The sequence below is a fragment of the Noviherbaspirillum malthae genome (assembly GCF_015352985.1).
Lineage (GTDB): Bacteria > Pseudomonadota > Gammaproteobacteria > Burkholderiales > Burkholderiaceae_D > Noviherbaspirillum > Noviherbaspirillum malthae.
This window is the reverse complement of sequence record NZ_JACYXF010000066.1, coordinates 1-13094: the sequence shown is the minus strand read 5'-3', so window position 1 is coordinate 13094 and position 13094 is coordinate 1. Positions and strand designations below refer to the sequence as shown.

At 61.2% G+C, this 13094-nt stretch carries 13 protein-coding genes; 8 read left to right on the top strand and 5 right to left on the bottom strand.

The window, feature by feature from the left end; all coding sequences use genetic code 11:
• Window positions 1-75 precede the first annotated feature (75 nt).
• Window positions 76-570: a hypothetical protein gene (locus IGW03_RS31415; protein WP_194726401.1), complete on the bottom strand. Its 495-nt coding sequence runs from the start codon at window positions 568-570 to the stop codon at window positions 76-78.
• A 250-nt stretch (window positions 571-820) separates the two neighbouring features.
• Window positions 821-1405 (bottom strand): hypothetical protein, encoded by a 585-nt coding sequence (locus tag IGW03_RS39335; protein WP_438943688.1) that lies wholly within the window; start codon window positions 1403-1405, stop codon window positions 821-823.
• Window positions 1406-1473: 68 nt separating this feature from the next.
• Here IGW03_RS39335 and IGW03_RS31405 point away from each other — a divergent pair, with 68 nt between their 5' ends.
• Window positions 1474-2457, top strand: coding sequence for a Bug family tripartite tricarboxylate transporter substrate binding protein (locus IGW03_RS31405; RefSeq protein ID WP_194726400.1), 984 nt, complete (start codon window positions 1474-1476; stop codon window positions 2455-2457).
• A gap of 37 nt (window positions 2458-2494) precedes the next feature.
• On the opposite strand, the gene IGW03_RS31400 is transcribed toward IGW03_RS31405, so the two are convergent.
• Window positions 2495-3154, bottom strand: a complete 660-nt coding sequence (locus IGW03_RS31400; protein ID WP_194726399.1) for a LysE family translocator — start codon at window positions 3152-3154, stop codon at window positions 2495-2497.
• A gap of 324 nt (window positions 3155-3478) precedes the next feature.
• Between IGW03_RS31400 and IGW03_RS31395 the strand changes: the two genes are divergently transcribed.
• The 3 genes from IGW03_RS31395 to IGW03_RS31385 all read left to right on the top strand — a co-directional run bounded on the left by IGW03_RS31395 (window position 3479) and on the right by IGW03_RS31385 (window position 6533).
• On the top strand, window positions 3479-4441 hold the full coding sequence (locus IGW03_RS31395) for an MBL fold metallo-hydrolase (RefSeq protein ID WP_194726398.1): 963 nt from the start codon (window positions 3479-3481) through the stop codon (window positions 4439-4441).
• A gap of 170 nt (window positions 4442-4611) precedes the next feature.
• Window positions 4612-6339: an FAD-dependent oxidoreductase gene (locus IGW03_RS31390; protein WP_194726397.1), complete on the top strand. Its 1728-nt coding sequence runs from the start codon at window positions 4612-4614 to the stop codon at window positions 6337-6339.
• Window positions 6321-6533, top strand: a complete 213-nt coding sequence (locus IGW03_RS31385) for a DUF2783 domain-containing protein (RefSeq protein WP_194726396.1) — start codon at window positions 6321-6323, stop codon at window positions 6531-6533. Before IGW03_RS31390 ends, IGW03_RS31385 begins: the two co-directional genes overlap by 19 nt.
• A gap of 495 nt (window positions 6534-7028) precedes the next feature.
• Here IGW03_RS31385 and IGW03_RS31380 read toward each other — a convergent pair whose 3' ends face one another.
• Complete coding sequence (locus IGW03_RS31380; RefSeq protein ID WP_323745048.1) at window positions 7029-7934, bottom strand: LysR family transcriptional regulator; 906 nt, start codon at window positions 7932-7934, stop codon at window positions 7029-7031.
• 136 nt (window positions 7935-8070) lie between these two features.
• Between IGW03_RS31380 and hmgA the strand changes: the two genes are divergently transcribed.
• Entirely contained in the window at window positions 8071-9414 is a 1344-nt protein-coding gene (hmgA, locus tag IGW03_RS31375; RefSeq protein WP_194726394.1) for a homogentisate 1,2-dioxygenase, read from the top strand.
• A 117-nt stretch (window positions 9415-9531) separates the two neighbouring features.
• Complete coding sequence (gene maiA, locus IGW03_RS31370) at window positions 9532-10176, top strand: maleylacetoacetate isomerase (protein WP_194726393.1); 645 nt, start codon at window positions 9532-9534, stop codon at window positions 10174-10176.
• 54 nt (window positions 10177-10230) lie between these two features.
• Here maiA and IGW03_RS31365 read toward each other — a convergent pair whose 3' ends face one another.
• Window positions 10231-11415, bottom strand: coding sequence for an esterase-like activity of phytase family protein (locus IGW03_RS31365; protein ID WP_194726392.1), 1185 nt, complete (start codon window positions 11413-11415; stop codon window positions 10231-10233).
• A 482-nt stretch (window positions 11416-11897) separates the two neighbouring features.
• Between IGW03_RS31365 and IGW03_RS31360 the strand changes: the two genes are divergently transcribed.
• Together IGW03_RS31360 and IGW03_RS31355 are read left to right on the top strand one after the other, a co-directional pair.
• Complete coding sequence (locus tag IGW03_RS31360; RefSeq protein ID WP_194726391.1) at window positions 11898-12335, top strand: hypothetical protein; 438 nt, start codon at window positions 11898-11900, stop codon at window positions 12333-12335.
• 353 nt (window positions 12336-12688) lie between these two features.
• A partial coding sequence (locus tag IGW03_RS31355) for a porin (protein WP_194726390.1) occupies window positions 12689-13094 on the top strand: 406 nt, incomplete at its 3' end.

Sequence of the window (13094 nt, the reverse complement as noted above, 5' to 3'; positions counted from 1 at the left end):
AGACTGGTAAATTTCTGTTAAGGAACAGAACTGTTCAGCTCCATGCCAATGTGCCTGCTCGCACTGCAGCCGCCGCTATACGAGACGCAGCCTCGGCAGATCCGATTGGGATTCGATCTGGGCGGCCAGGAATGCACCGCATTCGCGATAGGTGCCGAAGCCGGGATGCTCGGGTTCGCCCAGCATGGCCACGGTGAGAGCGCGCTGATGGCGCTCATGCATCCATTCGGTGCCGGCGTTCTTCAAATCGGTAGCCAGGGCGAGCCAGTCTTCCTTGAAGCGGAATGCCAGCTTCCAGTTGGTGTGATCGATATAGCCGCTTTCGACGGCTGCGGTGAAGGCATCAAGAAACAGCCGCCACAGCGGAATCAGCAGAAAGCGCCTGTCGTCGTAATCGTATTTGTTGAGCTGCTGGTAGTTTCCCACGGGCTCAAAGCGGCGCCGTTCCACATCCCAGCCGCCGTTCTCGGTGGGCGTCATCTGCTCATCCTCGGTCCGCGAGTCCAGATAGGCCTGCTCATGGGTCAAGGGGGTGATGCGCGGCGGATATCCTGTTCCAATCCGTTTCATGGTTGATTCAGCGTTATGGCGTTATGCATTGGGGATGCATTTTACCGTGGCGCTTGCCTGCCGGATTGATGCACTTCGGAAGCCGTTGGATTAAAAAAAACCGCAGCCCCGTGAGGCTGCGGAATAAATCCCTATCAGGATAGGGGAGGAGACAGAAAGGGTAATAGCAAAGAACGGGCCAGCGAGGTGCTCTTTGCCTGCAAGCGGTTTGAGGACTATAGAAGATCAATTTCATTTCGCACAGGCACATTCATTTGTAGCTTGGCTGTTCATCTTTACATCGTGCCGGTAAAAACGCCGTGTTACGAACTCGACACGCCGGACGGAAACGGCATGACAGCAGGCTTGCCGACGGGCGGGCGAACCAAAGGCATTCAGGCCGGCACCAGGAGGTAAATCGCCGTTCCATGCCAGGGTGGGCTCTGCATCTTTCCACTTCCGGCCAGATACTGGTGAACCCATAAACGCCCATCAATATTGCATCACGCTTGGATATCTGGGCGGCAAGCATGCCGGTCCCGAACTGCATGCTCCGCTGACTTTTCATGCCGACAATCATGACGAGCTGTTCGATATCATCCAACGCGTGCAGCAGGCCGACATGTTCGATGCCGACACATCGGCTGCATTGCCGCTCGGGATGAAACTGTTCAGCGAGGTCATGCCCAAGCATCGCCAGGACCCGCTGTTCGCCCCCATCCTGACGGCATACCGCGATGACATCGGCGCGTTCAACCAGCGCGTTGCGTAGGATGCATAAGGGGGAGGGCAAGGCAGGGTTCAGGAATGAACACGAGACCTCCATCGGCGGAGGGTCTTTCCAGCTGAAATCCATGATTGCGTCTACAATCGGGCAAGTGCCGCCCGGAAGCACACCTCAAAAACAACCATGGAGACCGACTCATGACTACGCCTCAGCGCAAGCCCGCACGCCTGCTTCAGTTCATCGTTCCTTTCGCCCTGGCGACGCTGGCCGCAGCGGCTCATGCGGAATTTCCCGAAAAGCCGATCCGCTTCGTCGTCCCCTATGCCGCCGGAGGCACCACCGATCTCGTTGCCCGCGTGGTCGGCGAGAAGGTGGCGGAGAAACTCGGCAAGCCGGTCATCATTGAAAACAAGCCTGGCGCCGGCGGCAACATCGGCATGGATGCAGTCGCCAAGGCGGCGCCGGACGGCTACACCATCGGCATGGGCGCCATCTCCACCAATGCGCTCAATCCGCATGTTTACAAGTCCATGTCCTTCGATCCGCGCAAGGACTTCACGCCCATCAGCCTGCTCGGTACGTCGACCATCGTGCTGCAGGTCACGCCTTCACATCCGGCAAGAAACGTGGGCGAGCTGGTCGATTATCTGAAGAAGCAGCCAGGCTACAACTACGGCACCGCCGGTGTGGGCACGTCGATGCACCTGGCCGGCGTACTGTTTGCGCAGATGACCGGAACGAACATCACGCACGTGGCCTACAAGGGCAGCGCACCGGCGATCAACGACATGCTGGGCGGCCATCTGCCCATGATGTTCGAAAACCTGCCGGCCTCGCTTCCGCATATCCAGGCCGGCAAGCTGCGCGCGCTTGCGGTTGCCGGAAAGACCCGGTCGCCTTCCTTGCCCGACGTACCCACCATGGCCGAAGCGGGGCTTGCGGGTTATTCGGTCGAACCCTGGTTCGGCGTGTACGGGCCGGCCGGCATGCCTGCTGCCGTCGTGCAGAAGATCAGCCGCGCCTATGTCGAGGCGCTCGCGATGCCGCAGGTGAAGGAGAAGCTGACCCAGGCGGGCTTTGCGCCGAGAGGATCATCGGACAAGGAGCTCGGCGCCTTGAGCCAGTCGGAATATGAAAGACTCGGCAAGGTGGCGCGCGGCGCGAACATGACGATGGACTGAGCCAGCCCGCGTGCAAGCCGCGCAGCCGAAAGAACGATCAGCTGCGCGACAGCAGCAGCTTGATGCCCGCAAAGGCGAATACCACCGCAAGCACGCCTTCGAACCAGCGGCGCACCCGGACGTAGATGCGGCGGGCGGCGGCTGTCGAAAAAAGCATCGCATAGCCGCCGAAGACCGTGATACCGATGCAGACGCAGCCGCCCACAATGGCCAGCGCATGCGACGTGTCCGCTCCGGCAGGCAATGCCAGCGAGACGATGGAAAGCCAGGTCAGGATGGCCTTGGGATTGGTGAGATGCAGGCCGAGGCCTCTCAGGTACAGGCGCCGTCCGCTGCCCGCTTCCGCGTCCATATCCGCGCGGAGCGCAATCCCCGAAGAGTGTTGAAGCGGCGCAGGGCGGCATGCTGCGCGCGCCGACTTCGCCGCCAGCCAGAGCAGATAGGCGCCGCCGAACAGCTTGATGAAGACCAGCAGGTTCGAATACGTGACCAGCAACGCCGACAGTCCGAGCGCGGCCAGCAGCGCCCAGAACATCGAGCCGGACACCACGCCCGCGGCAAAGATGAACGCCGACCTGCGCCCGGAATGCATGGCCACCGACATGATCGACAGATTGCTCGGCCCCGGGCTGACCGTGCCTATGAAATAGGCGGCATAGGCAAGCAGGGCATCAGGCCCGAAAAGATGAAATTCCATGGTCAGCCTGTTCGGTTGCGGGTGGGAATGACTGCATTAAACACGAATCCGCCGACTTTCGCAGTGCGGGCACCCGAAAAGGCTTCGTGTCGGACCCAGGCACTCCCGAAGGAATGTCTTCCCTCTTTCCCGTTTGCTATTGACATATGTTTTCAACTTAAACAAAATTCAGTTTCATTGAGTGCGTTTGATAATAACGAATTACCGGGTGGGCAGCAGGTGAATATACGCCAATGATTGCCTGTTCGGACTGAGAGTTAATACATTGTAGGAACGAGGCCGGGCTAAAGCATTGCCGCCTCTGTTCATTCCAAGGAGAACACCATGACGGAAAAGAAATTTGCCTCGCAGGCCGACCTGACGGAAAAGAAGACCAGCTTCGTCAAGCTGTCCGACAACGCCTATGCCTACACCGCCGAGGGCGATCCCAACTCCGGCGTCATCATCGGCGACGACAGCGTCATGGTCATTGACACCACCGCCACGCCCATCATGGCGCAGTCGCTCATCAAGCACATTCGCGAAGTCACCGACCTGCCCATCAAGTACGTGGTGCTGTCGCACTACCATGCAGTGCGCGTGCTCGGCGCCTCGGCTTACTTCAAGGAAGGCGCCGAGCAGATCATCGCCTCGCGCGGCACCCATGAACTGATCGTCGAGCGCGGCGAGCACGACATGAAGTCCGAGATCGAGCGCTTCCCGCGCCTGTTCGCGGGCGTGGAGTCGGTGCCCGGCCTGTCCTGGCCGACCATGGTGTTCGAGAAGGAAATGACGATCTTCATGGGTAAGCTGGAAGTCAGGCTCATGCACATCGGCATGGGGCACACCAAGGGCGACACCATTGCCTGGATTCCGTCGCAGAAGATCTGCTTCTCGGGCGACCTGGTCGAGTACGAGGCAGCCGCATACACCGGCGACGCGCAACTGGAGGAATGGCCGCAGACGCTGGAAGCCTTGCGTGCGATGGGTGCCGAGAAGCTGGTGCCGGGGCGCGGACCGGCGCTGATGAATCCGGAAGAGGTCAACAAGGGCATCGACTATACGAAGGACTTTGTGACCACGCTGCTGGCCTGCGCGAAGGAAGCGGTGGCCGAGGGCAAGGACCTGAAGGCGGCGATGGCGCATGCGCGCAGCAGGATGGATCCGAAGTTCGGGCACGTGTTCATCTATGAGCACTGCCTGCCGTTCGACGTGACGCGGGCGGTGGATGAGGCCAGCGGGATCAAGCATCCGCGGATCTGGACTGCGGAAAGGGACAAGGAGATGTGGCACGCGCTGCAGGATTGAGCGGGTTTGGTGAGGGTCTTCATATTGCGGCTGCAGATTCGGAGCAGCCCGCACACATAAAGAACGCTCCTTCCCCTTCAAGGGCGGCCGGCGAGGTGGAGGGAGCAGTGAGCACTGTATGCATCGCTCGCAAAGACCCGCCACTGCATAACCATACCTTTGGAACAGCCATGGACACCAACTACCAGCAGGCGACATACGCATACCGTCGTTCACCGGACCAGGACGCAGCCGCACCTGTGCGCCATCCCGTCATCGTCGTGGGAGCCGGGCCGGTCGGACTGTCGGCAGCCATCGATCTGGCGCAGCAAGGCGTGCCGGTCGTCCTGCTTGACGACGACTGTACCCTGTCGACCGGTTCGCGCGCCATCTGCTTTGCCAAGCGCACCCTCGAGATATTCGACCGCTTCGGCTGTGGGCAGCGCATGGTGGACAAGGGGGTATCGTGGAATGTGGGCCGGGTCTTCTTCCGCGACGAGCAGGTCTATTCCTTCGACCTGCTGCCGGAATCAGGACATCGTCGTCCCGCCTTCATCAACCTGCAGCAGTACTATGTCGAGGGCTATCTTTGCGATCGGGCGCTGGAATTGCCCAATATCGACCTGCGCTGGAAGAACAAGGTCATCGGCTTGTCGCAGGAAGCTGACGGCGTCGTGCTGCTGGTGGAGACGCCCGAGGGGCAGTACACCGTAGCTTGCGATTATCTGGTGGCCTGCGACGGGTCGCGCAGCCCGATACGCGGCTTGTGCGGACTGGAGAGCAAGGGGCGCAGCTTCCGCGACCGATTCCTGATTGCCGACGTGAAGATGAAGGCGGATTTCCCCGCCGAGCGCTGGTTCTGGTTCGATCCGCCTTTCCACCGCAACCAGTCGGTGCTGCTGCACCGTCAGCCGGACAATATCTGGCGTATCGATTTTCAGCTCGGATGGGATGCCGATCCCGTCGAGGAAAAGAAGCCGGAGAAAGTCATTCCCCGCATCCGCGCGCTGCTTGGACAAGATGCCGACTTCGAACTCGAATGGGTCAGCGTGTACACCTTTTCCTGTTTGCGCATGGAGCGCTTCCGCCATGGCCGCATTCTGTTCGCCGGTGATGCGGCGCATGGTGTTTCGCCATTCGGCGCGCGCGGCGCCAACAGCGGCGTACAGGATGCGGACAATCTCGCGTGGAAGCTTGCTCTCGTCCTGAAAGGCAAGTCTTCGCCGGACCTGCTCGATACCTATGCCGAGGAACGGCAGGCTGCGGCCGATGAAAACATCATGAATTCGACGCGCTCTACCGATTTCATCACGCCCAAGAGCGAGGTCAGCAAGACCTTCAGGGATGCGGTGCTGAGGCTGTCGAAGAATCATGAGTTCGCGCGCCGCATCGTCAACAGCGGAAGGCTTTCCTTGCCGTCGGTGTTGGCGGACAGCCGGCTTAATACCGCGGATACGGAGGCATTCGAAAGCATGATGGTGCCGGGGGCGCCGCTGGCGGATGCGCCGGTTGTACCGGCTACCGGGGGAGACGATGCGCAATGGCTGACGGCTTGCATCGGCGGCCAGTTTGCGGGGCTGTATTTCGCAGGGCAGGGCGGTCTTGATGACAGCGTTCTCGAGTCGGTGCGGATGCTGGCTCAAGGCGATATACCGGTGAAGCCGCTGGTGGTGGTTCCGTCCGGATCTCGTGTGCCGGCGGTTGAGGGCATTGCGGTGCTGAGAGACGAGCATGGACTGCTGACGCAGCGCTATGACGGCAAGGCGGGCACGTTTTATCTGATACGGCCGGATCAGCATGTCTGCGGGCGATGGAGAGGGCTGAATGTCGATCTCGTGCGGCAGGCGCTGGCGCGCGCTACGCATGCTGCGGTTGAATACAAGCTTGAGGAGGGTGTGCCATGTCCGGCCATGCATTGAATACCGCCGCCAATCTTGCGCGGCCGGATGATTTCTATGAGCGGCTGATTGATATGCATAGTGATCTGTCGCCGGAGCAGAGTGCGGCGGCGAATGCGGCGTTGATCTTGCTGCTGGCGAATCATATCGGGGAGCAGGGGGTGTTGGAGGAGGCGATGAAGATTGCCAGGGAGCAGGGGGTGGGGGTGGCGTAACTTGGTCGTTGCGTACTCCGTGGAGGCTAGCCGGGGGTGGCCCGGCGGCCACTCACTTTTCTTGTCTCGCCAAGAAAAGTAAGCAAAAGAAAGGGGCCGCCGAGGTGCGACCCCTCTACCGCCGCCCATGCGGGGTCCCCAAAAGAGTGCGGCGCCAAGCGGGAAGCGCGGAAACTCGCCTGCGGCTCAGACAGTCCGCGCTTCTTGATCCGCTTGGCGCCGCACTCTTTTAGCGTCATTAGAAGGGACTTTTTAACAGCCTCTATGCGCAAACTTGGCCACTCCCCTATCCCGCAAGCGGGAGAGGGGCTGGGGGTGAGGGCGCTCGCAAGAGAGAGGACGCTCCCAACGCCCCAAAACCCAGCACTGAACAGGCAAACAAAGCCTCAAGCCAAGCTCGCACATAGAGGATATCTAACAGCCTCTACGCGCTGGCTCGGACAGCGTTGCAGTCTTCGTCTTCATGGCGAATCGCTTGAAACACCACATCTTTCGTTACTCCCTGAACGTACTCGCAATCACCCCGCGCAGCCACTGGTTGCCGCTGTCCTGATTGAAGCGGCGATGCCAGAAGATGTTCGTGTGCAGCGGCGGCAGACGCAAGGGCGGGCGGATGAAGGCGAGGCCGAAGGGGCCGGCCGCGCTTTGCGCCAGCTTTTCCGGCACCGTGACCACCATGTCGGTGCTGCTGACGATGTAAGGCACCGAGGTGAAGTGCGGCACATGAAACTGGGCGCTGGGCAGCACGCCGGCTTTCTCCAGCCTTTCATTGATCAGGTCGTAAGGATTTTCCCGTGAGGACACGATCAGGTGCCGCGCCGCCAGGAAGTCGTCGAGGCTGACATTGCCCTTTGCAAAGGCGTGGTCCTTGCGGAACATGGTGACGTACTTCTGGCTGAACAGACTGCGGTGATACAGGCTTTCCGAGGCATCGGTGAAGGCGCCGATGACGAGGTCAATCTGGCCGGTTTCGATGCCTTCCCGCCAATCGACCGCGTTCACGCGCACCGAACCAATCCGCACATGCGGGGCGATCGTCGCGCAGCGTTCCAGCAGGGTAGGCATGAAATGAATCTCCCCCACATCCGTCATGGCGATCACGAACTGCCGGTCGCTGGTCAGCGGGTCGAAATCCTGCTGCCGGTTCAGGGCCGACGCCACGTTCGCCAGCGCATTGGCGATCGGTTCGGCAATTTCCTGGGCGGTGGGCGTGGGCTGCATGCCCTGCGCCGTGCGCACGAAGAGTTCATCATCGAAAGTCTTGCGCAGTCGCGCCAGTGCATTGCTGACGGTCGGCTGCGACAGCCCCAGCCGCTCGGCGGCCAGCGAAACTTGGCGCTGCTGGAACAGTTCGTGAAACACCACGAGGAGATTGAGGTCGATCTCGGAGGGACTGCGCACTATTGATATCCTAAATAAGTGTAATTCGTGTATTTGCATTTTAATTCAATGCATGAAGTTCTATAGTGGCAGCTGTCATTTTTATCAGCCGCCATCCGGCAGTCACCCTTCGCGCTTCTTGCACTGGAGTAATGTCATGACGACCATCAGCGATCTCGCCAAGGCACCCGGCCTGTCCATCACCAAGCATCTTTATCAGTCCGGCTTTGCCAATGAATTTGCCACCGAAGCCTTGCCCGGCGCCTTGCCGGTCGGACAGAACTCTCCCCAGCAGGCGCCTTACGGCCTGTACGCCGAGCAGATTTCCGGCACCGCCTTCACCGCGCCGCGCAGCCACAACCGCCGCTCCTGGCTGTACCGTATCCGCCCGGCGGCGATGCACAAGCCGTTCAGGCTGGTGGAATCGAGCGCCATCGTGTCCGACTTCTCCAGCGTGCCGCCCACTCCGCCGAACCAGCTGCGCTGGAATCCGCTGCCGATCCCGACCGCGCCGACCGACTTCATCGAAGGCTGGGTCACCATGGGCGGCAACGGCTCGCCGGAAGCGATGACCGGCTGCGCCATCCACCTGTATGCCGCCAACAAGTCCATGGAAGGCCGCTACTTCTACAATGCCGACGGCGAACTGCTGATCGTGCCGCAGCAGGGCCGCCTGCAGCTTGCAACCGAAATGGGCATGGTCGAGATCGAACCGCAGGAAATCGCGGTGATTCCGCGCGGCGTGCGCTTCCGCGTCGCGCTGCCCGACGGCCAGGCGCGCGGCTATATCTGCGAGAATTTCGGCGCGCTGTTCCGCCTGCCCGACCTTGGCGTGATCGGCTCCAACGGCCTCGCCAACCCGCGCGACTTCCTGACGCCGCAGGCCGCCTACGAAGACCTGGAAGGCGATTTCGAACTGCTGGCCAAGTTCAACGGCCGCCTGTGGAGCGCCGCGATCGGTCATTCGCCGCTGGACGTGGTGGCATGGCATGGCAACTATGCGCCTTACAAATACGACCTGCGCCGCTTCAATACCATCGGCTCGATCAGCTACGATCATCCGGACCCGTCGATCTTCCTGGTGCTGCAGGCGCCGAGCGACACGCCGGGAGTCGATACCGTCGACTTCGTGATCTTCCCGCCGCGTTGGCTGGCGGCGGAAAATACTTTCCGCCCACCCTGGTTCCACCGCAACTTCGCCAGCGAATTCATGGGGCTGATCCATGGCGAGTACGATGCCAAGGCTGAAGGCTTCGTGCCCGGCGGCGCCAGCCTGCACAACTGCATGTCGGGACACGGTCCGGATGGCGAAACTTACGAGAAGGCCTCGCGCATCGATACCAGCGTGCCGAAAAAGGTGGCCGACACCATGGCCTTCATGTTCGAGACGCCGGTGGTGATCAAGCCGACGAAGTTTGCGCTTGAAACCTCGCAGCTGCAGAACGAGTATTTCCAGTGCTGGCAGACGATCAAGAAGAATTTCAATCCGAACGTCAAGTAAGCCGGCAGTGAATGCCTGATTTGGAACTGCCATCCAAGACGGCAACGCGCCGCCGCTTCGCTTCGACCGATGCGGCGGCGGCGTGCTTTCCGCATACCTGCAAGACAAGGAGGACGCATGAAGCTCTACAGTTATTTCCGCAGTTCGGCATCGTTTCGCGTGCGAATTGCATTGAACCTCAAGGGACTGCCGTACGACTATGCGTCCGTGCACCTGGTGCGCAACGGCGGCGAACAGCTCGCACCGGCCTACCGTGCCATTCATCCGGACGGACTGGTGCCGGCGCTGGAAGATGAAGGGCAGCTGCTGCAGCAGTCGCTGGCCATCATCGAATATCTGGACGAGACGCATCCGCAGCCGCCGCTGCTCCCGGCCGCACCGGCCGACCGCGCGTATGTGCGTTCGCTGGCCCTGCAGGTTGCGTGCGACATCCATCCGCTGAACAACCTGCGCGTGCTCAAGTACCTCACCGGTACGCTGGGCGTGTCCGACGAGGCCAAGCAGCAGTGGTACCGGCACTGGGTGACGGCCGGTTTCGCTTCGATGGAAGCCCGTCTCGCGGGAGATGGCCGGTCCGGAAAGTTCTGCTGCGGCGACCAGCCGACGCTGGCCGATCTGTGTCTCGTGCCCCAGGTGTGGAACGCGCAGCGCTTCGACATTGCGCTCGATGCGTATCCGACCATCAAGCGCATCCACGATCATGCGATGACGATGGATGCCTTTGCGCTGGCCGCGCCGGGAAAGCAGCCCGACGCGGAGTGATGCTCCCGCAATAGCGACGGCGACATCGACGGCAAGCCGGTCTGCAGTGCCGGCTTACTGCGGAATGACTTCAAACACCAGAATCTGGTTGCGGTCGGTCGCCGAATCGGCGGTCGGGAAATTGTCGTCGGCGATCACGACGAGCGAATCGCGCCCGTTTGCCAGCTTGGGCCCGAAGGTCATGCCTTCCAGGTTGGCGATGCCGCCGAGCTGCGTCTTCAGCGTCTCGAAATCGAGAATCAGGCGCTTCGAGACCGGCGTATAGCCGCCTGCACTGAGCGAAGGGCGGGAAAGCACGTCGGTAGCATTCGTGACATCGATCTCGTAGAGCCGCACCTGATTGCCGGTGACGCCTACGGAGAAACTGCGCTCCAGCACCAGGAAGCGCTTGTCCGACAGCGCAAGTATCTCTGTCGCGCCGCTGACCGTGAACGCCGTGTCGGGAACGGGAGCGGCCTGGACTCTTTCAACCGGATAGGCGTATTGCGCGATTGCGGTTCCGCTCGACCTGTCGAACTCGGTGATGCGCGCCACCGAGCCGGCTGATGCCGTGGACACGGTGCCGTCGTTGAACAGCGGCCCTTCGGCCAGAACCACGGCATTCTTCCTGCCTGGCGTAAACGTGATTCCTTCAAAGACCAGATTGCCGCGTGGACCGGTCTCCGTTGCCGACATGCGGAACATCGCAGGCAGCGTGTATTCGCGGACATGCGTACCGTCGCTGCGCATCTCGCGGATGAAGGGATCGATGATGCGCTGCGGAGGCGGTGTGAGCGTGCGGTCGCCTTCGCTGACCCAGACCAGATTACCGCTCACCGGATCGATGCGAATGCCTTCCGGATCGGCGACTCTGGCATCGGGCACCTTCGGAAACACGCTGCCGTCAGGCTGCTTCAGCGTAAACGTGGACAGGAACTGCACGCCGGTGAATCCGCTCTCGCTGAATGCCAGATTGGCCGTATACGCGCGCGGCGGATTTGCCGAATCGGTCGTCGTGCGGTCGTCGGAGATCATGACATAGCGATTGTTTGCCGTGTCATAGTCGATGCCCGACAGGCCGCCTACCACCGTTCCCTGGAACACGGTCCGCCTCGGCAGAACCTGCTGGCCGATGAGGCGCAGCGAGCTTACGGTACGTTCCGCGTTCGAGCTGTCACCGGAGCCGCCGCAGCCGGCGAGGCTGACCAGAAGCGTGGCGGCTGTGGAAGCCAGGAAGAAGGATGTGATGCTGTTGCGCATGAGGGTTGACTTTTGTTGTTGGAAACACCGCGCAATATAAGGAAGCACCATGACAGCAACGTGACAGTGCGCGCAGGCAGGCAAACTTCATCGCAGCGCATGTAGAAATCACCTTGCGAACGCCGCACTGAGCAATCAAGGAAAAATTCTTAGGCAGTTGGCCGATGCAACCATGCTCCCTTCTCCCGCAGGCGGGAGAAGGGCTGGGGATGAGGGGGAGTGTCAAGACGAAGCAAGGGCTTGCCATCCTCCCTCATCCCTAACCCCCGCTCCGCGCCCCACGATTCGGCTTGCAAGCCGCATCGGCTACGGCAGCGCAAACCAATGGTTTGCGAAACCCTGCCTGCGCCCCGCCTGCGGGAGAGGGGAATATAAATGCGTAATGCGGCATGTTGGATAGACTTGCCGTGGCAGGTGAGGATGAAGCTGCTGGCACATGAATTGCAAATGCGGCGGTTCCTTACTCTCATCTGGAGAACACCATGCAAGAAAAGCGCATTCTGCTTCGCGTGCTGCCCGCAGCCATTCTCGCCGCAGGTCTGGCGGCGGCGCCGGCATTTGCTCAAGGCAGCGGCACCGGAGCGACCAAGGGTGGCTCGGCGGCGGGCGACGCATCGAGCTATCCTGGTTCCCGCACTTCGGGCGCGGACAGCACGGCATCAGGCACATCAGGCACATCAAGCACATCGGGCAGCAGTGCCCAGCACGGCGGTTCGCATTCCCAACAATCCGGCGCTTCAACTTCCGGAGACTCCGGTTCGGCAAGAATGTCGACGGGCGATTCTTCAGCCTATCCGTACAAGCCGGCGTCGGGTACCGGTTCGCCGGATGCATCGGCAGGCGGCAGCGGCACCTACGGCGCAGGCAAGACGCCTTCTTCCGACTCGTCGAGCTCAAGCACGCAAGGCGGCAGCAAGTAGTCATTCGCGCCGCGGCTTGCCTTTGGCTGATGTAGGCGGGCAGCTTGTCACAGGACCGAAACAATCGGTCATTACAATGCGCCCGTCACCCAACATCCCAAAGGTTGATTTGTGCCCGCAGCCTCGGCTGCGGGCATTTTTTTGTCCTTATCCCAATGTCGATGTACATGTGTGGTTCAGCGACAACGGCTTGTGCGTTTGTCATGAGGCTGTCACAGGCAGTATTCAGACTCCCACCTGTCCTTGTTTTCGCTCCGCTGCAAACAGCCGGGCGACGAAGACATCGGTCGAAACTCGCATGTACGCATGCCGGCCGGACAGCCTCTATAAATGAAAGACTCTCTGGGATAACAATGAAAAAATCGCTCATCGCACTGGCGGTACTCGGCATGGTTGCCGGCGCCTCCTTCGCACAGACCAACGTCACCATCTACGGCGTCGCCGACGCCGGCCTCGCCCGCATCGACAACGGCCGCGTCAACACCACCGCCCTGCAGAGCGGCCAGCAGTCCGGCAGCCGCATCGGCTTCCGCGGCACCGAAGACCTCGGCGGCGGCCTCTCCGCCATCTTCACCCTGGAAAACGGCTTCAACATCGATGACGGCACCCTCGGCCAGGGCGGCCGCCTGTTTGGCCGCCAGGCCTTCGTCGGCCTGCAGGGCGGCTTCGGCGCCGTCAAGCTCGGCCGCCAGTACAACCCCATCCGCACCGCCGTCGAAAACATCGACCCGTTCGGCCTGGGCCTGGCCGGCAATGCCG